The 20765-nt window shown below is 56.7% G+C and carries 20 protein-coding genes; 3 read left to right on the forward strand and 17 right to left on the reverse strand.

All coding sequences use genetic code 11. The annotated features are described in order from the left end of the window. Positions 1-36: 36 nt before the first annotated feature. The 6 genes from ACFFSY_RS24425 to ACFFSY_RS24450 form a co-directional block, all read right to left on the reverse strand. Complete coding sequence (locus tag ACFFSY_RS24425) at positions 37-471, reverse strand: phage tail protein (RefSeq protein WP_377499030.1); 435 nt, start codon at positions 469-471, stop codon at positions 37-39. Between the two features lie 58 nt (positions 472-529). Beyond that, the gene (locus tag ACFFSY_RS24430) at positions 530-2269 is read right to left on the reverse strand and encodes a phage tail sheath family protein (protein WP_377499032.1); all 1740 of its coding nucleotides are present in this window, start codon (positions 2267-2269) and stop codon (positions 530-532) included. Between the two features lie 176 nt (positions 2270-2445). Next, on the reverse strand, positions 2446-3234 hold the full coding sequence (locus ACFFSY_RS24435; protein WP_377499034.1) for a hypothetical protein: 789 nt from the start codon (positions 3232-3234) through the stop codon (positions 2446-2448). Between the two features lies 1 nt (position 3235). Next, positions 3236-3814, reverse strand: coding sequence for a Pvc16 family protein (locus ACFFSY_RS24440; protein ID WP_377499036.1), 579 nt, complete (start codon positions 3812-3814; stop codon positions 3236-3238). 135 nt (positions 3815-3949) lie between these two features. Further along, positions 3950-6088: an AAA family ATPase gene (locus ACFFSY_RS24445; RefSeq protein ID WP_377499038.1), complete on the reverse strand. Its 2139-nt coding sequence runs from the start codon at positions 6086-6088 to the stop codon at positions 3950-3952. A gap of 127 nt (positions 6089-6215) precedes the next feature. Then, complete coding sequence (locus ACFFSY_RS24450) at positions 6216-7652, reverse strand: hypothetical protein (protein WP_377499040.1); 1437 nt, start codon at positions 7650-7652, stop codon at positions 6216-6218. A gap of 179 nt (positions 7653-7831) precedes the next feature. Here ACFFSY_RS24450 and sdaAB point away from each other — a divergent pair, with 179 nt between their 5' ends. Together sdaAB and sdaAA are read left to right on the forward strand one after the other, a co-directional pair. Next, the gene (sdaAB, locus tag ACFFSY_RS24455; protein ID WP_377499042.1) at positions 7832-8563 is read left to right on the forward strand and encodes an L-serine ammonia-lyase, iron-sulfur-dependent subunit beta; all 732 of its coding nucleotides are present in this window, start codon (positions 7832-7834) and stop codon (positions 8561-8563) included. Beyond that, the gene (gene sdaAA, locus ACFFSY_RS24460; protein WP_377499044.1) at positions 8560-9435 is read left to right on the forward strand and encodes an L-serine ammonia-lyase, iron-sulfur-dependent, subunit alpha; all 876 of its coding nucleotides are present in this window, start codon (positions 8560-8562) and stop codon (positions 9433-9435) included. The genes sdaAB and sdaAA overlap by 4 nt, the downstream gene beginning before the upstream one ends. 130 nt (positions 9436-9565) lie before the next feature. Here sdaAA and ACFFSY_RS24465 read toward each other — a convergent pair whose 3' ends face one another. Together ACFFSY_RS24465 and tdh are read right to left on the reverse strand one after the other, a co-directional pair. Beyond that, complete coding sequence (locus ACFFSY_RS24465; protein ID WP_377499046.1) at positions 9566-10744, reverse strand: glycine C-acetyltransferase; 1179 nt, start codon at positions 10742-10744, stop codon at positions 9566-9568. After that, positions 10719-11828 (reverse strand): L-threonine 3-dehydrogenase, encoded by a 1110-nt coding sequence (tdh, locus tag ACFFSY_RS24470; protein ID WP_377499048.1) that lies wholly within the window; start codon positions 11826-11828, stop codon positions 10719-10721. Before tdh ends, ACFFSY_RS24465 begins: the two co-directional genes overlap by 26 nt. A 182-nt stretch (positions 11829-12010) precedes the next feature. Between tdh and ACFFSY_RS24475 the strand changes: the two genes are divergently transcribed. Then, entirely contained in the window at positions 12011-12571 is a 561-nt protein-coding gene (locus tag ACFFSY_RS24475) for a helix-turn-helix domain-containing protein (RefSeq protein WP_377499050.1), read from the forward strand. A 129-nt stretch (positions 12572-12700) separates the two neighbouring features. On the opposite strand, the gene ACFFSY_RS24480 is transcribed toward ACFFSY_RS24475, so the two are convergent. The 9 genes from ACFFSY_RS24480 to ACFFSY_RS24520 all read right to left on the reverse strand — a co-directional run bounded on the left by ACFFSY_RS24480 (position 12701) and on the right by ACFFSY_RS24520 (position 20745). Then, positions 12701-13717 (reverse strand): S66 family peptidase, encoded by a 1017-nt coding sequence (locus ACFFSY_RS24480; RefSeq protein ID WP_377499052.1) that lies wholly within the window; start codon positions 13715-13717, stop codon positions 12701-12703. 41 nt (positions 13718-13758) lie between these two features. Continuing rightward, a complete protein-coding gene (locus ACFFSY_RS24485; RefSeq protein WP_377499054.1) occupies positions 13759-15087 on the reverse strand; it encodes a DRTGG domain-containing protein in 1329 nt (442 codons plus the stop codon). A gap of 168 nt (positions 15088-15255) precedes the next feature. Next, the gene (locus ACFFSY_RS24490; protein ID WP_377499056.1) at positions 15256-15456 is read right to left on the reverse strand and encodes a hypothetical protein; all 201 of its coding nucleotides are present in this window, start codon (positions 15454-15456) and stop codon (positions 15256-15258) included. 403 nt (positions 15457-15859) lie between these two features. Next, positions 15860-16645 carry a DeoR/GlpR family DNA-binding transcription regulator gene (locus tag ACFFSY_RS24495; protein ID WP_377499058.1) on the reverse strand — a complete coding sequence of 262 codons (786 nt, stop codon included), beginning with the start codon at positions 16643-16645 and terminating at the stop codon, positions 15860-15862. A 178-nt stretch (positions 16646-16823) separates the two neighbouring features. Next, positions 16824-17813 carry a cation diffusion facilitator family transporter gene (locus ACFFSY_RS24500; protein ID WP_377499060.1) on the reverse strand — a complete coding sequence of 330 codons (990 nt, stop codon included), beginning with the start codon at positions 17811-17813 and terminating at the stop codon, positions 16824-16826. A gap of 420 nt (positions 17814-18233) precedes the next feature. After that, a complete protein-coding gene (locus ACFFSY_RS24505; protein ID WP_377499061.1) occupies positions 18234-18923 on the reverse strand; it encodes a DNA alkylation repair protein in 690 nt (229 codons plus the stop codon). A gap of 28 nt (positions 18924-18951) precedes the next feature. After that, positions 18952-19575: a DNA-3-methyladenine glycosylase family protein gene (locus ACFFSY_RS24510; RefSeq protein ID WP_377499063.1), complete on the reverse strand. Its 624-nt coding sequence runs from the start codon at positions 19573-19575 to the stop codon at positions 18952-18954. Further along, the gene (locus ACFFSY_RS24515; protein WP_377499065.1) at positions 19572-20114 is read right to left on the reverse strand and encodes a methylated-DNA--[protein]-cysteine S-methyltransferase; all 543 of its coding nucleotides are present in this window, start codon (positions 20112-20114) and stop codon (positions 19572-19574) included. The genes ACFFSY_RS24510 and ACFFSY_RS24515 overlap by 4 nt, the downstream gene beginning before the upstream one ends. Then, positions 20065-20745 (reverse strand): bifunctional transcriptional activator/DNA repair enzyme AdaA, encoded by a 681-nt coding sequence (locus tag ACFFSY_RS24520; protein WP_377499068.1) that lies wholly within the window; start codon positions 20743-20745, stop codon positions 20065-20067. Before ACFFSY_RS24520 ends, ACFFSY_RS24515 begins: the two co-directional genes overlap by 50 nt. Positions 20746-20765 lie beyond the last annotated feature (20 nt).

Consider the following 20765-nt stretch of genomic DNA (forward strand, 5'->3'; position numbering starts at 1 on the left):
TTCCCTCACCATTAATCGTGTTGTTGACCTACATGATTACGCCGTGCGCGTCATGCCTTCATGGGCAAGCTCGACGAATTCGATCGCCACTTCGGAGCCTGTACCGTTGAAGCTTGGCGCCGAGTACTTCACCGGCCATGCTTCGATAACTTGCCATGTCGCAACGTCGCCGCCTTCCTCGTCGATCGCGATGATCGTGACCGTCTTCCGTTCTACCGTTCCTTCGATGCACGATTGCATCCAATCGAACAGGTCGAGCGAGTCCGTCGCTCCCCATTTCAGGGTGATGTTGCCGTATTTCGCCAAACCCGGGAGCTTGCGCGGGGTAATAACTTCGTTGCCTTCCCGGTATTCGATCACGTCGAGCGATGCTTCAAAACCGGATACTTCGCTAAATCCCGCTTGCTGGATGCCTTCCAATTCTACGCGGAACCTAAAATTGCGGTATGGATCATTACGTTCGCCTGGCATGGAAATCCCCTTCCATTCATATATACTGCTGGTCTAAACGTTCTTAGCGGCTTGTCTATTATTCGGAACCGGTCTTCTGCGTGATGCGGAATACAACGAACTCGGCTGGTTTCACCGGCGCGACGCCGATGACGCAGATCAGGCGGCCGTTGTCGATGTCGTCCTGCGTCATCGTCTCGCGTCCGATGTTAATGTAGAACGCCTCGGCTGGCGAAGTGCCCATGAGTGCGCCATCGCGCCAAACCCGCGTAAGGAACGCATCGATCGTGCGTTGTACGCGCGCCCACAGTTGATCGTTGTTCGGTTCGAAGACGACCCAGCTCGTGCCGTTCTTGATCGATTCTTCGATGAAGATGAACAGACGGCGCACGTTGATATATTTCCAGAGCGAGTTGGACGAGCAAGTGCGCGCGCCCCAGATGCGGATGCCTTGACCGGTGAAGCTGCGAATGAGGTTCACGCCTGCCGGGTTGAGAATATCCTGCTCGCCATTGTTATATTGCACTTCCAGACCGACGACGCCGCGAAGCACTTCGTTCGCCGGCGCTTTCTGCACGCCGCGCGTCTGATCGGAACGGGAGTAGATGCCCGCTACCGTACCGGATGGCGGAATGAAGATGTTGCGCTTATCCAGCGGATCGAATACTTGCAGCCATGGGTTGTACATGGCGCAATAGCTGGAGTCGAAAATATTCCGGTGCGTCAGCACGTCGGCTACTTTCGTTTTCTCGCGCGGAATGTCCAGAATCGCGAAGCGGCTGCCGAGATTCTCGCAATGTGCCACCAGCTGCACTTGCACGTTCGGGTCCGTCACGCCAGGGATCGCCATAATGCTGACGACGTCGTTATCGATGAACGATTGGATGCCCGTGCGGCGACCCGGACCATTGTCCTCGCCCACGAAATCCGACGCGGACAAGCTTGCGATCGAACCGTCGCTGCCGCCGCCGAACACGATGTCGTATTTGCCGGCAGCTTCAGGCAATCCGCTGATGACTGTAAATGGCGGCACCGCTTCCTCGGATTCCGTGCTTAGGTCAGCCGCATTCAACAAACCGGAGCGCTCCATAACCTTCATGATATGGTTCGCAGCAGCGGCGTTAAGCGACATTTTCTCGAAGCTCTCGGCTTCGTTGCCGCAGAAGACGTTCAACGTCACTTCGCATGTCGACAGTACTTTCGCCGGCAGCAGCGAGTTGTCCACCACTTCGATTCCGCCCGCAAGTGGTTGTTCCAGCTCGATGATGTTGTCTTGCGAAGATACGACACGGTTGTATTGCTTGCCTGCAGCGTCGTCGAATGCGACGACATCGCCCGCGTTGAAGCCAGCATTGTTCTTGACACGGTAACGTTTGGACTCCGCCGCATCACCGATGATTTCGAAGATTTGCGTCTTCGCTTTGCTAGACGGGAGCAGCTCCGCCCGGATCTGATCTCCCCATGCGCCGGGATTCGTCGCAGACAGCGACAGCACGCCCGATTCAGCGGAGGTGTTCACGGAAGCGCGAGCATCTTTCGGCGCCACACGCATAACGAAGCAGCGAGAGCCGCCATTCATGAAGAACTGTTCGATCGCGTAAGCCAGGAAACGATAAGGACCGAACGCATTCTCGGACAGATAAGAGCCGAATAACCGTTTGAACTCCGCAAAGCTGGTTACAAGCTCGGGCAAACCTTCGGTCGCGCCTCTTTGAGCCAATCCGATAAAACCAGCCGTGCTCGTGCTGGCGCCTTGAAGGGGCCTCGCACCGCTCTCAAATTCTTCCACATACACGCCAGGCGACAAATATTCTGCCATGATCCCCGGTTTCGCTTATCCCGCGACGTCAGCTGTCCGATACGGTCAGCCTTGCCCACTGGGGGCGAAACCAGTTCCTCCTCCCATTTGGTTATATAAGATAAACTGATGCACGCTGCCGTAACAGGCACGGTCCGGCATCAATGAACCTATCGAAACTCGTATTGTTCGTATGTTCAAACCTCAAGACATATGTCCGCTTGATTCAAAACAGAAGGCTTAAGGGTAATCCCAATGGGAGTCTGATCTTCTCGATCAGGAAAGCTCAAAAAAATTTCGAATGCCTCGTTCGGCAGCGGCTGACCCAGCACCAGCCGTAATCGACCTCTGCCATCCGTTGCCGACTTCATGTGCGGGAGAAGCAAATCGCCCCGAGTCGTTTGCGCAAGCAGCGGATTCGCCGTTCGATACTGGCGGACACCGTCGCGAAGTTCAAGGATGCGGACAAGCTGCCCGGAAGCCGCTTGATCGCGGCCGCTGATTCTATACCAATCGCCAGGGCTTATGACGCCGGACTTCATCACTTCGATCTCGTTCATGCCTGCCGCGGCGCCTGCTACGAGTCGCCCTCGAGCGGTCTGGGGAAGCGTAATATCCGCATCCACCCGTTCATCAATCAATAGATTCCCTGCGCGATCGCGTATTAGCGCTTCCAACACCGTCGTACCTGTTGGAAGCGGATAAGCAGGTCCGGGAAGCAGCGCTATGGGGACGACCGGTTCCAATGAAGATAGCTCGTCCAACCGGATGCGCAGCTTCTGTTCGATAAATTGCGCGGATGCAACAATCACGGTTACTTCCAATCCATCTAGATCAGTAAAAACCCAAAGTCCGCCTGGCTTGGCGATCGGCTTGCGCGTCTGGCCTAGCAGCGAGACGCCAATTGCCGACGGCGAGGGTGGACGGCCGGTGAATCCGTCGCTTATTCGGAGCACGAGCGAGCAGCGAGTCGATATCGTCCGCATGCTACTCTCCTTTGTCGCGCACGCGGATTTGCCGTTCGACGACCCGCGTGGTTGGTTTGAGCTTGGTAGATTCGATATAAACCGGGCCGATGCGCAGTGGAATGGATAACTTCTGAGGCAGGCTGCCGAAGTTCCACACACCATTCATCGCGTCCGCCGTCAAAGGATCCGCCTGTATACGCAGCTCTTCGCCTCGTTCGGCGAGCGAACCGACCAAATAAGGCGCGCGTAATACCGCGTTATCGTGCAGCACCTGAAGCGCCTTGCCGAGAATCCGATGTTCGTCGAGCGTCCGGGATTGCAAATCCGCATTCGAGTAAGGCGTAAGCAAGTAGTAGAGATCAAGCGCAAGCGGCGGGAACTGAAGCATGCCGCTACCGCTCGCTATAAATTCCGTTCGCCTGCCCTCCGAGCTCTCCGCGACCCGGTGCAGATACAGGGAAAGGGTCAAATCGCCCTTGTCCGCCGGCGATGCCATGCCGATTAATTCGGGATGGGTAACCGGTTCGGGGGACATCGTCTCCCGAAGGAGCGCTAGAAGCGAGGCGCCGGCCTCCGCGATCGCCGCGTAAGTGGCCATGAAGTTCCCTCCACCTCTCCGGCACGGAGCAAGTCCGGTCGGAAGCTTATAAATTTATGTAACTAGTTCCACGCTCCTATTATAGCTTTTCCACTAACGTCTGACTATGAAATTTTACAAGTTTCGACTCTTGTTTTAGAATAGGCCGTCCCACTCGCTTGGGAGCAAAATTTTGCCCGTTTTCCGCAGTTCTTGCCTCGCGGCGGCGACCAATTCCCGCATCCCAAGCGGGTTCCCCGCCGATGCGGCCATGAAGGCAGCCGTCACTACGATATTCTTGATGCTTCCTCCGGCGACCTCGATCTTCCTTCCGAGCAGATCAAAATCGACATCGTTCGACATTGGTGTTGCTGCAGGTATCATCGCTTTCCACAATTGCGCCCGGTGATCTGCATCCGGGAATGGAAATTTAACAACTAGACTTAGTCGCCGCATGAACGCATCGTCCATGTTCTGCTGGAAGTTCGTCGCCAGAATTGAGATGCCGTCGTATTCTTCCATTTGCTGCAATAAATAGGCGGTCTCGACGTTCGCGTATTTGTCGTGCGCATCCTTCACTTCCGATCGCTTGCCGAAGATCGCGTCGGCCTCGTCGAAGAACAAAATGGCATGAGAGCGCTGCGCTTCATCAAAGATACCCCGCAAGTTCTTCTCGGTCTCGCCAATATATTTGCTGATGACCTGGGATAAGTCGATCTTGTACGCTTCCATGCCAAGTTCGCTCGCCATCGCTTCGGCTGCCATCGTTTTGCCCGTGCCCGGCGGTCCAGCGAACAGCATGCTGACCCCCTTGCCGTACGACAATTTCTGTTCGAACCCCCATTTGCCGAATACCTCTCCCCGAAATCGCATCATCGCGCTCGCCTGGCGCAGCATGTCGAGCTGCTCCTCCGGCAGAACGAGATCCGACCACTTGTAGCGGGGTTTCAGTCTGCGGGCTTTGTCGCCCATCCGATGATGCGCTTGCGCTCTTGCCCCTTGCTCGTAATGATGAACCTCCGTCTCGCCGTCCTCCAGTCGAGCCAGTTGTGACGCATGTTCCGCAGCCCGGCGAATTTGTCCTGGCGTAAAACGGTACTTGGCTGCTATCGTCTCGGCGTGCTGCTCGTTCAGACTGGTCATGTGCATCCATAAACGCTGACGCTGTAAAATATCCGGCCCAGGCACTTCCACCTGCAGCAGCGGCATCTCATCCCCGGTAGGAAGCCCGCTCATAGCTTGTGACGACACCGTCGCCCAAATAACAGGATTCCGGTAATCTCTCGTCCAGGTCAACAGCCTTCTGTAGCTCCCGACCTCCTCCCCGGCCGGCTCCTCCGGCTCCAACACGACGATTGCGTCGGAGAGACGTCCCTCCCGGAAGAATCGATGCAGTAGACGGTCGGTCTCGGCCGACCACTTACTCTCGGGTGGAAGCCGAAGGCTAAGCGCTCGCTTGCCGAGCGAGCCTGCGAGCAGGGATGCATGCGTCTTCTTGCCGGCGCCTTCGCCGCCCCACAAGTGGATGAGCATCGGTCCCCCCTGCCGCTTATTCTCGTTCATCCGAACGAAATTCAGCAGCTTCCCATGTAAAGCCTTGACCTCCACGAGAGATCGCTCGTCCGCGTGCGCAAGCGGTCTTGCGAATGGCGCAAGCCGCGAGTCGAAATCCGAAGCGCCCAGCAAGTACGCAACAATTCGCGCATCAAGCCGCAGCGGCTTGGCCAGCCCGCTGACCGGGCGCTCCCCTTCTTCCATCACCCATTTCATAAGCGGGGCATCGTCTTCAAACGTCGCGCGCAGCGCATATTGTCCAGCTTCGCTGCCGCCGAACAGTTTGAGCGCCAAATCAGCCGTCGGATGCTTGCACGTGACATCATCTTGCAAGTACCCGAAGAGCTTCTCGTATTTGCGGTTCAGCTCGGGCGCGAGCGCGAGCATGACGCACTGCCGCTCGAATGCGAGCAGTCCGAAACGACTGGCAAGCTCAAGCAGCGGCAGCGGGCGGTTCTCGGACAAATTCGCGGCCAGCCGCGCGTCGATCGCGGTCCGCATGTCCAAGATGGCGCGCTGGCGAGCCGCAAGCGGCGCGCTCATGGCTTCATCGCCTCCGCGATCACTCAACAAGCGCGCGACCTCCTCCTCGGTGACCAGCAAGCCGCGCATCGGGTCGTACGGGTTATCATGTTCCAGCTGCACCCGGCAATCCAGCCGGAATTGAATGATAGCGTCGAGCAACAGCAGCTCGTCCCGCCAATGCTCATAGCCGTTCTCGTAAGGAATTGACGCCATCATAGCAAAGTCGCTCCATTCGGGTTAATGTCCATTCTAGATGCAGGGCAGGCCGACATACGAATAGGAGCGCACCATGCCAGCACGCTCCTCGCCTGCGCCAAATAACCGGCATGGCGGCTTGTAATCGTCATCGCTTGCGTTTGCCTCTGGGCAGCGCGATCATCAGGTCGTTCTCCAAGGCGTTCCAAGCGACGGCCATCGCCACGAGCTTCTGTTCATGAGTCAAGTAGTTGTGCATCAGATTCGGATCGTTCACGATCTGCTGGCCGTCGGTCAGAAATTGGTTCGCGCTTACTTGCAGCGGGGCACGAAGCGTCCCGAATGCAGGGTTGTTGATGAAATGATTCACCTTATCGATATGATCCTGCGCCCGCTGCACAATGCTGCTCTCGATCCGAACGTAGTCGTTGTTCCGGTGCAGCGGATAGTTGCCTTGGCTATACAAGGCGGGACCGGTCAGCGTCCAATTGTCGATATCCTTGCGCAGCACCGCGGTATCCCCGTGCGCGTTGTCGAACTCATATTCCCGGATCTGGACGTCCAGACTCGTTGGAAGCGAGCTCTCGGGGCCGACCGAATCGTCGCGACCGCCGGGATACGTGGCGGTCACACGGTAACTAAGAACTTTGTTCTCGCCGAGCACCGCTTGCTTGGCGCTCTTCTCGAAATTCGATTCCATCAGCCGGTTCGCCGTGGCGGAGATCGGCGCCAAGTTCTCGACCGCGTCCCCTTTGCCGTGAAGGTGATGATTGAGCAAGTGACCGGCAATATAGGTCGCTTGTCCGCCAGTTAACGCGTTGACCGCTTGGAGAAGCGGGCTCCGAGCGCCAGCTTGCGGCTCCGTGCCGCGCAGCGCGCCGGGATTGACCGTAACGACCGCGTCGACGCTGCGTCCATCGGTGCTTGCGACCGTGCCGCCTCTACCGTCGGAAATCGTGACGTTCGCGGACGTCCATGCGGCCGTGGATGCCGGTCTCGCCTGCGCGCCGGTCTGATTGCCGTATTCGTCGCCCGGCAAACTCTCCATCAACACGGATAGCTCGGCTAACCGCCGCTCGACCTCATCCCCGTCTTGCGGCCGCCAAGCCGCCCAAGCGCCGCGAGGCGCAATTCCGCGGTCGATCTCTTCCGCTAATTCGCAAGCACGCTCGTAATCCGTCTTCTGCTGCACGGAACCGTTGTTCTCGATCCAATCCCGGATCCGCTCCAGATGTTCGCCGAGCGGCGTCGGTTCGCTGTGCATGACAAGCCGCCAGCCCTCGCCCTCCTGTTCGATGCAGAGCGTGTGGTTTTCTTTGTCGAACGTCTGGAACGGCCGCCGGAACGCTTCCGGTTCGATGTAGTCCGTGTACTCTTGCTCCGCGTCCTTTTGTTCCTCCATCATCGCCTGAGACGCCTTTACTTGCGCTGCTCTTGCCGATTCGTCCGCCGCAAGCAACTGTCTCAGCCCTTGATTGCCGAGCTTGCGCTGCAGCTGTTGAATGCCGTTCGCTTCCGTCCTCTTCCGATTCGGGGGAAGGTTGTGCCCTTCCGGCCGAGCCGGCTTGTGCTGCCTTATCTTCATCGCGTCTTCACATCCGGCATTTTGATCATAAATTTATTATAAGACGCGCCAAATCCAGCTGTAAATTGAATTTGTGACAAGTTGTCTGCTCCGATTGGATTGTGGTTAGCTTATAGTAGAAGAGAACTGTCACTGTCATGCTGCATCATCAGTCATCCTGCGAAGATAGGTGATCCATTGTGCGTTTTAAAGACGTATTCTCCATTATTGGTCCGGCCATGATCGGGCCTTCAAGTTCGCATACGGCAGGCGCTGCGCGTATCGGCCGGTTCGCCCGGCAGCTGCTGGGCATCACGCCCGCCGAAGCCGAAATCACCTTCTTCGGATCGTTCGCCGCAACATATGAAGGTCACGGCACCGACATCGCGATCGTCGGCGGCCTTCTGGATTGGCAGACAGACGATCCCCGGATTCCGAAATCGCTTCAGTTCGCGGAAGAACAAGGACTAACGGTGGCGTTCCGAGAAGGACGCGGCGCATTCTCGCATCCGAATACGGCGAAGCTATTACTGCGAGCCCAAAGCGGCGACACGCCGCGCGAGGTCGCCGTCACCGGTACGTCAATCGGCGGCGGCAACATCGAAATCACGGCAATCGACGGATTCAGCGTCAAGCTTACCGGCATCTATCCAACGCTTGTCATTCGGCATAAAGATTGGACCGGCGTCGTCGCAAGCGTTACGGATGCCATGCGACGCAGCAGGACCAACATTGCCTTCATGTCGGTCGATCGCAAGGCAAGAAGCGGCGATGCGCTTACCGTACTCGAGCTGGATTCCCCTATTACCAAGACATTGATCGCGGAGATCAACCAGATCGAAACGGTCACAGCGGTTCATGCCGTTAATTTGCAAGAAACCGCGGCATCGATAGATATCGGCAGCAAGACGAATAAGGAGGAAGAACCATGAATTTTCGCACCTTAGACGAACTATCTGCACGATGCGAGACACGCGGTCAATCGATCGGCCGCTTAATGGTCGAGGAACAAAGCGCGGAATCCGGCCGGGACGCCGACCTGGAATTTCGTACGATGGCCGATTACTACCGGATCATGAAAGAAGCGGTACAGCGCGGCCTTACGGAGGATACCACTTCGCGCAGCGGACTGACCGGCCGGGACGCGCAGCGCGTCATGGACTACGGACGCGGCGCCGAACTTAGTCTCGGCGAACATGCGGGGAACGCGATGGCCTATGCGCTAGCCGTATCCGAAATCAATGCTTCTATGGGGCGCATCATCGCGACGCCGACAGCCGGTTCGTGCGGCATTATCCCGGGTGTGTTCGTGAGCAGTCAGGAACGCTTCGGCTGGAGCGACGAGCATATGGTATACGGCTTGTTCGCGGCAGGCGCGATCGGATATGTCATCGCCAACAACTCGTTCGTCTCCGGCGCGGAAGGCGGCTGTCAGGCCGAGGTCGGGTCGGCGATCGGCATGGCGGCAGGCGCGCTCGTCGAGCTGCGCGGCGGAACGCCGCAGCAGGCCATGCATGCGGTCGGGCTCGCGCTGAAGAATACGCTGGGACTGATCTGCGATCCCGTTGGCGGGCTCGTCGAGATCCCCTGCATCGTGCGCAACGGCTTCGGATCGGTCACCGCGCTGGCAGCCGCCGATATGGCGCTGGCTGGCGTACGCAGCGTAATCCCGTCCGACGAGGTCATCCAGGTCATGCTCGAGGTTGGTTCCGCGATGCCGGAGAAGCATCGCGAGACTGCCGGCGGCGGATTGGCCCAAACGCCGACGGGGCGCGCAATCATGTCTCAGCTGCGGAAGAAATAATCTTGGATCGAAATTGACCAAACTTAACGCGAAGAAAAGGCCAAATCCTGCATAACGCGGATTTGGCCTTTGGTTTCGAAACGATAACTAGTTATTGATTTATAGTTGTAGCCGCTTACGTTGTTCCTTGCTAACGCAGCAGCCCAAGCTTGCGGCCCGCGCGTTCGAGCGCGTCAATAACCGTATCGAGCTGTTCGCGCGTATGCTGCGCGGTGACGATGAATCGAACCCGCCCTTTATCATAGGCAACTGTCGGGAATACGATGCCCTGCGCGTACACGCCTTCCTGCAGCAGCGCATCCGAGAACGCCATCGAATCGGCTGGACTGCCGACGATAACCGGGATGATCGGCGTCTCGCTTGCGCCGGTATCAAAGCCGAGCGCCTGCACCTTGCCTCGGAAGTAAGCCGCGTTGTCCCATAGCCGTTCGATTAGCGATCCGCTCTCGCGAAGCAGGCCGATGGCGGCAAGCGCCGTCGCGGCGACCGCCGGCGTCTGCGATGTGCTGAACAGGAACGGGCGCGCTTTGTGAATGAGATAATCCTTCACGACCGCATCGCATGCCACGTAGCCGCCGACGGCGCCGACCGCTTTCGACAGCGTGCCGATTTGGATATGGACCCTGCCGTGAAGTCCGAAATGATCGGTCGTTCCTTTGCCGTTCTTCCCGAGGACGCCGCTGGCGTGCGCATCGTCGACGTAGACGTACGCGTCGTATTTCTCGGCCAATTCCACGATCGCCGGCAGTGGCGCAATGTCGCCATCCATGCTGAACACGCCGTCCGTAATGACGTAGCGGTTCCGGTAACCGGCGCTTTCCTTCAACGCCTGCTCCAGCTGCTCCATGTCCTTGTGGGCGTAAATTTTGCGCGCGGCCTTCGTCAGCCGGATACCATCGATGATGCTGGCATGGTTCAGCTCGTCGCTTATGACCACATCCTCCGCACCCACGAGCGATGCAATAACGCCTTGATTAGCCGTGAAGCCCGACTGGAAGACGAGCGCGGCTTCCGTCCCTTTGAACGTGGCCAGCTCTTCTTCGAGCTTAGCGTGGATATCAAGCGTACCGGCGATCGTCCTTACGGAACCGCTGCCGACGCCATATCGCTCGGTTGCGGCGATCGCTGCTTCGCGCAGCGCCGGGTGGCCGGCAAGCCCCAGGTAGTTGTTCGACGACAGCTGGATCAGCTCCCGGCCGCCAAGCGTCATGTTCGCCGCCGCCCCGCTCTCCCATACAGTAAGCGGACGGTAGCGCCCCTCTTCCTTCAGCTGCTCCAGCTCGTCATACAACCGGTTCCAATTGGCCATGGTTCGTCTCCTCTCCCTGCAAGCTCGCGCTGACGGGTTTCTTGTCGTGATTGAAAATAATTTTGGCGCACTGCCCCGAAGCCATTAAGTCGAAACCATATTCGAAATCGTGCAGCGCCATCCGGTGCGTAATGATCGGCGACAGATCGATCCGGCGCTGGTTGAGCAGCCCCTTAAGTTGATACCACGTCTGGTACATGCGGCGGCCCGTTATGCCTTCGATCCGCAGGCCTTTGAAAATAATGTGCTTCGACAAATCGAGCGATACAGTCTGAGTTGGAATACCCAGCAGCGACACGCGCGCGGCGGGGGCCGCGGATTCGAACGCGCTTTGAATCGCGCCGGGATGACCAGACATTTCAAGTATAATCTCAGCGCCTTCGCCCTTCGTATATTCCGCGACCGCTTCGGTCATCGAGACCGTGCGGGTGTTGATCAAATAGTCGGCTCCCATACGTTCCGCTAATTGCAACCGATAAGGGTTAATATCCGCCGCCATGACGATTCCCGCGCCGCTTGCTTTCGCTACCGCGACAGCCATCAGGCCGATCGGTCCGGTACCGACGACGAGCACGGACTTGCCGACGACATCGCCTGCGAGCACCGTCTGTACCGCATTGCCGAGCGGGTCCTGCAGACAGGCCAACTCGTAAGGTAGATCCGGTTCGTTATGAATGACATTCGTCGCCTTCACGACCGCATATTCAGCGAAGCAGCCCGGCGCCGTAATGCCGAAGCTGCGCGTGAACTGGCACACATGCGCATTGCCAGTCCGACACGCTTTACACACGCCGCAGACCATGTGACCTTCCGCCGAAATATAGTCGCCTCGCTTCACATGGGTTACACGACTGCCGACCTCTTCGACGATACCCGCGAATTCATGTCCGAACACGTTCGGCGTCACCACGTTCTTCTCCGCCCACGCGTCCCATTGATAAATATGCACGTCCGTCCCACAAATTGAAGACGCTTTCACGCGCACCAACACTTCATCGGGACCGCACTCCGGCACCGGCACATTCATTAGAACCGCACCCGGAGCCCGCTTGTCTTTGACAAGTCCGATCATCGTCGCGCTCATATCTATACGCCTCCTGCGCACGTCTCACGATTGTTATATTAAACCATTCGTGCGCTATATTATATTATCTATACAATACATTATACACATGTGCGCTATATTGTACAGAGGACACAAAAATAATGTTACACCCGCTGTAGGATCGTTTATAATGAAACCATCATTCCAGAAGGAGAACCGTCATGGAACACGAACAAATTCACAAGAAGATCGGCAAAAATTTGCAGGCGATCCGCAAGTCCCGCTCACTTAGCCTCGACCAGACCGCAGAGTTGACCGGCGTCAGCAAAGCGATGCTAGGCCAGATCGAACGCGGCGACACGAACCCGACCATCTCGATTTTGTGGAAAATCGTGAATGGGCTCCATATTTCGTTCACGGCGCTGATCGAAGACAACGAGTCGGTCGCCAAAGTTTACCGGTTCAAGGACGTTGAACCCTTCGTCGAAGAAGAAGGCGACTATCGCGCGTTCCCGATCGTACCCTACGAGCAGCAAAAGCGGTTCGAGATCTACACAGTCGAGATGGAACGCGGCATCATTCACGATTCCGAAGCCCATTTCGAAGGCGTCGAGGAATATTTGCTCATGATGAGCGGCGAGCTGCGCGTGCATATCCAAGACGAAGTGTTCGAGCTGAAAGCCGGAGACGCCCTTCACTTCGCCGCCGATCAGCCGCACCGATACGAGAATATCGCCGATGAGCGAACGGTGTACCACTCGATTATCTGCTATCCGCTGTGATCGGCACCTTAATGAATACGCGCACGAATAGCGAACAGGCGACGGTACATAACCCGTCGCCTGTTTGCTAATGATATTGATGACGAATGGCCGCATCAAACCGCCAGTCGGTCGCCATCCGATATTGTCTTATTCCACGAAAATCTGCGTCATGACCGCTTTGCCCTCATTCACCTCAATGTCCGCCCTCGCTCCGTTCACGAACGTCAGCTGCGGCGGCACATGCCCGCAATCCACATCGTACACAACCGGCACACCCAGCTCTTCGGCTAGCTCCCGGTACATATCCTCGGCCGTGTAACCATCTGTGGAACGCTCCGCCCCGCTGCGGCCGAACAACAGTCCGGCGCAATGGTCGAACCAGCCTGCCAGCTTCATCTGTACGAGCGAACGTCGCATATCAGCCGTCGACAGCTCGCAGTTCTCCAAGTACCAGATGATCGGCTCTCCATTCAGATGCGTCTGACGGAATCGCGCAACGTCGCCATATGCTGTTCCAATGAGGTGGCGGATGACGTCGATGCAGCCGCCAAGCAGCCGTCCGCTCATCTTGGCGCTTCCCCCGCCAACCGTTCTCCAGTACGTCGGCTCCGTCAAGTGGAACACACATGGCGAAGGATTGTCAGGGTCCCAAGCCAGCTGGTACTTAGGCGAAGACTGCTGCCGAACAGATTCCCCGGCGCGCGTGGCTAGCACGTTCTCCCACATCCCGGTCGTCTCGTCGGCGAATTCGCCTCTGTTATCGATCAAATTCGCGCCGTGCGCCGTGGCAAGGCCGGTCATCAAGGTTACGGCCAGCAGCAGCACGCTCGTATCCGAATAGCCCAAGATCCACTTCGGACGTATTGCCCCATAATCGATCAAGTCGACAAGCTCGATCAGCAGCTCTCCCCCCCAAGGAGGAAAGATCAGCGATATCCACTCATCCCGCAGCATTGCGTTCAGTTCGGCGGCGCGAACGTCCGCCGGAGCGGACTTTGCATTATGCTGTGTCCAGACCGTCTTGCCGACGACTACCTGGTAGCCCTTCGCTTCCAACCGAGCTTGCGCCTGATGAATCAGCCCGTGCAGCTCCTGCCTCACCCCGGATGACGGGGCCGTTATGGCAATGGACGCACCTGCTTCCAATTGTGGATATCGGATCATGATCCAGCTCCCCTCTCTCGCATTCGCATGTCTACTCCAGGCTACGATTCGAACAAACGCGCTGTCACCATTGCCTGGGCTGCCCGCTTCGACTCCTGATAGACCTCCACGCTTACTTTGCAGAAGCGGCGGCTAGATTCAACGACCGTTGGCTTGAGCCGAAGGTGACTGTCGATCTCGACAGGCAGGAAGTAATGGACGGACGTGCTGTCAATATGCAGATTGCCGCGACGCATGCCGCTGATTGCCCGTGCGGCCACCTGATTAATCAGACTGGCCAAAATGCCATCCGATAGATTGCCGACCGCATTCGTCATCGGAGCCGCGGCCGTGCCGACATACGCGCTCTTGCCCGTTTCGTCCTTCACTTCCTTGAACGACGACCAAATCTGCTCCTCCAACGTCTCGCCGTACTGCGGCTGAAGCTGAATATTTTGCATCGAACGGAGGATGTCCTTGCGGCTGATCACGCCGGTTAGCCGGCCAACGTCATCCACGACAGGCAGCAGCTCAAGCGATTCCCATACCATCAAGTGGCCGGCTGCCGCGACGGTCGTATGCTGCGTAACCGTATGCGGATCTTTCGTCATGAAGCGAATGACCGGATCACCGCCTCCAGCACCGATAATGTCCTTCGCCGTAATAACGCCGACAGGTCGCATCCCTTCGTCCACGACCGGAAAACGGTTATGATTCGTCTCGCCGATCAAACGAAGCATGTCGTCAATAGCATCGTTCCCCGTCAGATAGGCGATCTCCTGCACGTCTTCGATCAAGTCGCCGACCAGTGCGATCTGCTTCTTGATCATCTTGTCCGAGATGGCGCGATTGATCAGCGTCGCGACCGTGAACGTGTCATAGCCGCTGCCGATAATCGGGAGCTCAAGCTCATCGGCCAGCCTCACCACGCCTTCTGCTGCGTGGAACCCGCCGGTGATGAGCACGCCTGCGCCGAGATTAAGCGCGCTCTCATGCGCCTTCTCCCGGTTGCCGACGATAAGGAGATTGCCCGGTTCAATGTAGCGGACCATCGCTTCGAGCTGCATAGCGCCAATGACGAATTTGTTCAGTGTTTTGTACAAACCCGATCTGCCGCCCATCACATGGCCGTCGACAACATTGACGATCTCCGCGAACGTCAGCTTGTCGATCTCGACCGGCTGTTTCTGCTCGATGCGGAACGTGCCGGCGCGCTCCTTCGTGCTGACGATGCCCCGATTCTCGGCATCTTTGATCGCCCGGTAAGCCGTCCCTTCGCTAACGTCCAGCTCATGCGCGATTTTGCGGACGGAGATCCTCGTGCCGACCGACAGCTCCGCGATATATTGGATGATTTGCTCGTGTTTCGTGGAGAACTCCGGGGAACTCATGCCATCCGCCCTTTCGAAGCGCCGTTTATCAAATATTGGAACTATTATATAACAGCGGATAACCTTTTGAAACAGGAGCACAACGAAACAACCCCCAATCCACGGCTTCCCGAAGGCTGCCGGATTGGGGGCTTAACAGCGAATATGTCGTCACGACGCGTGACCAGGCTAATCTGCGAAGCGGTAATAATACTGCATCATATAATAATGAGCGCTAGACTTCCCGCTTGCCTCCGCACAGACCGGACAGAGCAATCCGCCTTGAATCGCGCGTTCTTCAGCCGCATGGCCGCTCTCGTCCAGCCGTTCTCCGCATGAGAAACATACTTCCGTCGTATCCAGCATCCGAAATGGTTGATTGTTCATCATCCGCAAGCATCTCCTAAAATGTAGTTTGACCGTCCGCGAGCCCAATCTGTTATATAACAAAGATTTCTATTTATCGTTATTATATAACTGATCCGATTCTGTTGCAATACTGTTTTTGATAATTAATCAATTGTTATATAACAGGCTTGGGCAATCACATCATCTGCCTGTTGTCCGCCCGCTAGCTCGACTGCTCGTCCGCTTAAGTGTTTCCTCCCGCCGCCAGCTTCCGTGCATAACCTAACCAGCCCGATCACGCATTCCAATACGTTCGAAGTCCACCGCATCCGTTGACGAACCTGCTGTATGGACGACAAAAAAGCAGACCCGCCTTGGGTCCGCCTCATCGATCTTATATTGGTAAACTGTCAGCCGCCGATATTACGTGGCCTTCCGTGCGCCGCTATTCCGCGCGAATCCACTCCACGTCCAGCTCTGACAACGCGCCCTCCCAATCAGCCGGCATCGCTGTATCGCTAATAATGATATCGATGTCCTTGTAATCCGCGATTTTGAATTTTTGCGCGCTGCCGATTTTCGAATGGTCGGTCAAAATAACCGTCTGTTTCGCGTTCTCGATCATTTTGGCCATTAACATGCCGTTCTCGACGTCGAATCCGGTAATTCCATTCTGCAGCGTGATGCCGTCGATCGAGATGAAGGCCTTATCCGCCGTGAACATGGAGACGATCTTCTCCGCGATCGGTCCCGCTACGCGCGCATGCTTGCTGCTCACCTTGCCGCCGATAAGATAGATTTCCCCATCGAACAGTTCCTTGTTCCGATAGTCCATCAGCAGATGCATGGCAGGGATGGACACAGTCAGCACCGTCAGATTCTTCTTATTGAGCAGATAATGGATGAGCTGCTGCGAAGTCGTTCCGTCCCCCATGAAGATGACGTCGTTGTCTTCCACCAGCGCCGCCGCCGCTTTGCCGATTCGCCTCTTCTCATCCGCGTGCATCACTTCGCGGCTAATTTGGGCCGGTTCTTCGCCGTATGCATTGATTTTGATGGCACCGCCGTATACCCGCTTCAGCTTCTTCTCCTCTTCCAGCTCCTCTAAATACCGGCGAACCGTTTCGGAAGAGACTTGGAGCGCTTCGACCAGCTCGAACGATTTGACTTTGCCATCCCTATTAAGCTTGTTGAGTATATAGTCTTTCCTCTCTTCTCCTACCAATGACAACGCGGATATCCCCCTCTTCGCGGAAATCTGTCCCCCTATTATAACGCCGCCGGGAGCGAAAGTCTCCATTGTCACCCTTAATAGGCATGCGTATCGGCACACGCTGGCGCAAACGAGAGAAAGAGCGGGCAGCATCGTGCTGTCCGCTCTTCTTCCTTCCCCGGTCTCCCGTCCAATGTTATACGTTAACCGTCTCGGGATTCCAGTTCTTAACTCCGTTATCTTCTATTATACCCAGCGTCACGTCCGCAATGTCAGCGTCCTTCAGCAGGCTATCCCGAACTTTGAACTTGATGTCGTCCGCATCAGCCAACGTCAGGCCTGGCTTGAGCTCAATCAAGCCTTCGACGTGGTAATAACGGCCTTCCTGCAGAATGCGCATTTGAAAAATGTCTGTCACGTACGGGTTCGAGAAGATGATTCTTGCGACCTTCTCTTCCACGTCCGGAGGCGCGGATACGCCAATCAGTCCAACCATATTATCGTAGCCGACGCGGAAAGCAACGCCGATCATCAGCAAGCCGATCAGAATCGTCGAAATACCGTCCAGCATCGAGAAACTCGTTAACGAGGTGACCACGACGGCAATCAAAGCAAGCACAGCGCCTGTTGTCGCGACCAAATCTTCATAGAATACGAGTCTTGTCGGCGGCGCGGCGCGTCCGACATTGCGGAACGCCTTGGACACGATCGCCAAACCTTTCGCTTCGACGCGTGCTTCATGGACGATTTCTTTCATGGCCTTAATGAGTACGAATCCGTCAACGGCGATCGATAAGAGCAATACGATCAAGTTAAGCCAGAATCCGTGCGACTCGACCGGGTGTGCCAGCAAATGGAATCCTTCGCGAATCGTCTCGTACGCCATGACGGTCACGACGATAACCGCGACCATACAGAACAAGTTGATAACCCTGCCGAAGCCGGCCGGGAAACGCTTGGTCGCCTGCTTCTCGGCGAGCACGCTGCCCGTAAACACGAACGCTTGGTTCACCGCGTCTGCGATTGAGTGCATCGTCGAGGCAAACATGGCCCCGCTGCCCGTCATGACAGCTGCGATACCTTTGACGATCGCGATGCCCGTGTTGCCGATGGCGGCCGTTGCCGACGACGTATTGCCTTTCTTCAAAAGCTCGATAAAATTAGTGTGACTACTGTCTGAATCCATTACGATCATTTGCCTCCTTGTCATGTACAACGTTCCTTTCTACGAGCTGCCTCGCATTCGGTTTCATATTTCTATTTAAACCGATTGTTCCTATTCTAGCACAAATGCCCGAAACCTTTGTCCGCTCATCGTATGAGAGAAGTTCTGACTACATTGTAGGTCACTGAATCCTTGCGAAACGCAATACAAAGGCAGTACATGCCCGGCTTGCCAGGACTACCACCGAGTCGTGATCATGCTGTCTTGCCAGCGGAGCACGGAAGACCATTGATCGTTACGATCGCACACGACAGATGAAGACCCCGGAACCTGAGCTCCGGGGTCTTCGTTCCATGGGAAGTCGCGCGCATAGCGACACCGCAGGCAGGATAGTCTCGTATTCCGTCGAGTTTTGCGGTTGCCCAGGAAATATGCGCCTGGTTATTTCCTCTTCATGCCGCGAATCATCGCTTTTGTTTCCGCGTCCACTTGATGCGATTCCACGATTTTTTGTAGCGATTTGTTATACGTGAAATCGTCGAGGCGATTGGCGCGCAGGTACGACAACGTCGCATCCGGCTGCTTGATAAAGCTGATCGAGACGGCCCATGCCACGCCCATCTTCACGTAATAATCCGGGTGATCGACCGCATCCAGCAGCGACAGGACGCGGACGATGTAATCGTTGTTCAAATAATAGTGGAGCAGCATCACGATGGCGAACCGCAGCTCGTATGCCTCGCGCGAAGCGAAATACGGCTCGAGGAACGCCCACATTTCCGGCAGATGCCGCTTCGTACGCTTGAGATCGTTGCAGAACGTATCGCATACCGACCAGTTGTTGATTTTCGGTACGAACGACGCTATTCGCGATTGCCACTCCGGCAACTCCGCATCCACCTGCGCGATTACCATTCCCTGCATCATCGTCTCCTCGAAATAATCATCCTTCGCGTGGTCCAAATATGTACGCCAATCTCCTTTCGACAACTGTCCTGCTACCTTCCGAACTAAAGGCAGCCTGACACCCATGACGTTGTCGATGTTCGGGATCAGCGAGGAGGAGAACAACCGGTATTGGTCCTCGGCAGCCTCCATCAATTGTCGTCGAATCCAGCTGTTCGCTTCCACGTTACGTGCTCCTTCTCCCCTCTCCCGCTTATGGGGCGCTTGCAATTGCCCAAAGATAGATCGAAGCGACCGAACCGTATGGCGAGTACCGCGACCGGTATTCGTCGAACTGCCTCTTCGTCAGCTCGGACAGCCCGTACAGCTTCATCATGCCGCGGCGGATCGCCACGTCGCCCCAGCTCACGACATCGGGACGTTCCAGCGATCCGATCAGCAGCATCTCTGCCGTCCAGCGTCCGATTCCCTTTAATGCCGTTAATGATCGAATGATTTCCTCATCAGCGAGCGCGTTCAACCGATCTAAACCGAGTTCCCCCGCAAGCTCGGCGCAGGCGATCGCCCGAATCGTCTCCGCCTTGCGCATCGTTACGCCGCACGCTCGCAGTTCTTCCGCGGGCAGCTCCGCAACGCGGCTTGGCGTCATCTCTCCCAGCCGCTCCTGCAGGCGCAGCCAGATGGCATTCGCCGCCTTCACGGAGATGAGCTGACCGACGACCGCGTGCACGATCGCGGCGAACGGATCCGGAATGATGGCGCGTTCAATTCGGCCAAGCCGTGCCATCGTCTCGCCAAGCAGGTTGTCCGCGCGCGACAAGTAACCGATCGCGTCCTCACCGTAAGCGAACGTCTTGATCGCGGCATATCGGGTCATTTGACCCCCTGCCCCGCATGCACTCGCCCCTCGAGTTCAAGCAGGTGCTGTTTCATCGCAAGTCCTCCGCGATAGCCGGTCAACGCGCCGTTCTTGCCGACTACGCGATGGCACGGAATGCCGATGAGCACCGGATTCGCGCCGATGGCGGCTCCGACGGCGCGAACGGCGGCAGGACGTCCGATGCGATGCGCGATATCCGAGTATGTCGTCGTCTCCCCATATGGAATTTCAAGGAGCGTCTGCCACACTTCCCGTTGAAAAGGCGTTCCCGCTAAATCGAATGTCAATGCTAAGGCATTCGACTCCCCATTCATATATGCCTTGATTTGATTCGCATAAGGAGCCATCGCATCATCGTCGTTGGCAAGTGAAGAGCCGCCAGGGAATGTTCGCCTCGCCCAGCGCTCCAACTCTTCGAACGGCGCGTTCGGGGATCCGATGAAGCCCAATCCCGAAGCGGTTGCGGCGATCAGCAGCGTTCCTGGCTCAGTATCGACCCGCGTCCACCGGACCAGCACTGCATTCGCTTGATTCATGTTCATCCTTCCTTTCCCTTGGTTCCGAATTCAGATTGGCCGTCCTATACTCGGCCGGCGTCCGTCCGGTTACTCGCTTGAACAGCGTCGTGAAGTAAGGCACGTTCGGCAGCCCAACCTTGGCCGCCACTTCCGTGATGCCCAATCCGGAGCATGCCAGCAGTCTCCCCGCCTCGGCGATCCGCCGGTTCTGGATATAGGCGATCGGCGTAACCCCTTGCAGCCGTTTGAATGTACGGTGCATGTGGAATACGCTGCCATGGCTTATTTGCGAGAGCGACTCCAACGACAGGTCATCCTGAAGATGAGAATCGATATATGCTGTAATTTGATGAACCCACTCTTGGTCGGGAAGTCGTTCTCCGGTCGGCTTGCATCGCTTGCATGCGCGGAAGCCTGCGCCGATCGCATCCCCAACCTTTCCGAATACGAGCACATGGTCGCGCCTCGGCTCCTTCGATTTGCAGGAAGGCCGGCAGAATATGCGCGTTGTTTTCACGGCATAGAAGAACCTATCGTTAAATGCGGCATCGCACGCGACAATCGCTTCCCATTGCCGATCCGACGCGGGAATGCCGTCTGCGAATTGCACCGATCTACTGCCGTTCTGCCCGTTCTCGCTGTTTCGCATCGCTCCATCACCTCTTTCCC

The organism is Paenibacillus aurantiacus, assembly GCF_042431225.1.
Taxonomy (GTDB): Bacteria; Bacillota; Bacilli; order Paenibacillales; family Paenibacillaceae; genus Paenibacillus_Z; species Paenibacillus_Z aurantiacus.

Coding starts and splice junctions, on each gene's coding strand:
- ACFFSY_RS24425 (WP_377499030.1), bottom strand. CDS start 471: ATGCCAGGCGAACGTAATGATCCATACCGCAATTTTAGGTTCCGCGTA.
- ACFFSY_RS24430 (WP_377499032.1), bottom strand. CDS start 2,269: ATGGCAGAATATTTGTCGCCTGGCGTGTATGTGGAAGAATTTGAGAGC.
- ACFFSY_RS24435 (WP_377499034.1), bottom strand. CDS start 3,234: ATGCGGACGATATCGACTCGCTGCTCGCTCGTGCTCCGAATAAGCGAC.
- ACFFSY_RS24440 (WP_377499036.1), bottom strand. CDS start 3,814: ATGGCCACTTACGCGGCGATCGCGGAGGCCGGCGCCTCGCTTCTAGCG.
- ACFFSY_RS24445 (WP_377499038.1), bottom strand. CDS start 6,088: ATGATGGCGTCAATTCCTTACGAGAACGGCTATGAGCATTGGCGGGAC.
- ACFFSY_RS24450 (WP_377499040.1), bottom strand. CDS start 7,652: ATGAAGATAAGGCAGCACAAGCCGGCTCGGCCGGAAGGGCACAACCTT.
- sdaAA (WP_377499044.1), top strand. CDS start 8,560: ATGAATTTTCGCACCTTAGACGAACTATCTGCACGATGCGAGACACGC.
- ACFFSY_RS24465 (WP_377499046.1), bottom strand. CDS start 10,744: ATGGCCAATTGGAACCGGTTGTATGACGAGCTGGAGCAGCTGAAGGAA.
- tdh (WP_377499048.1), bottom strand. CDS start 11,828: ATGAGCGCGACGATGATCGGACTTGTCAAAGACAAGCGGGCTCCGGGT.
- ACFFSY_RS24475 (WP_377499050.1), top strand. CDS start 12,011: ATGGAACACGAACAAATTCACAAGAAGATCGGCAAAAATTTGCAGGCG.
- ACFFSY_RS24480 (WP_377499052.1), bottom strand. CDS start 13,717: ATGATCCGATATCCACAATTGGAAGCAGGTGCGTCCATTGCCATAACG.
- ACFFSY_RS24485 (WP_377499054.1), bottom strand. CDS start 15,087: ATGAGTTCCCCGGAGTTCTCCACGAAACACGAGCAAATCATCCAATAT.
- ACFFSY_RS24490 (WP_377499056.1), bottom strand. CDS start 15,456: ATGATGAACAATCAACCATTTCGGATGCTGGATACGACGGAAGTATGT.
- ACFFSY_RS24500 (WP_377499060.1), bottom strand. CDS start 17,813: ATGGATTCAGACAGTAGTCACACTAATTTTATCGAGCTTTTGAAGAAA.
- ACFFSY_RS24510 (WP_377499063.1), bottom strand. CDS start 19,575: ATGACCCGATATGCCGCGATCAAGACGTTCGCTTACGGTGAGGACGCG.
- ACFFSY_RS24515 (WP_377499065.1), bottom strand. CDS start 20,114: ATGAATCAAGCGAATGCAGTGCTGGTCCGGTGGACGCGGGTCGATACT.
- ACFFSY_RS24520 (WP_377499068.1), bottom strand. CDS start 20,745: ATGCGAAACAGCGAGAACGGGCAGAACGGCAGTAGATCGGTGCAATTC.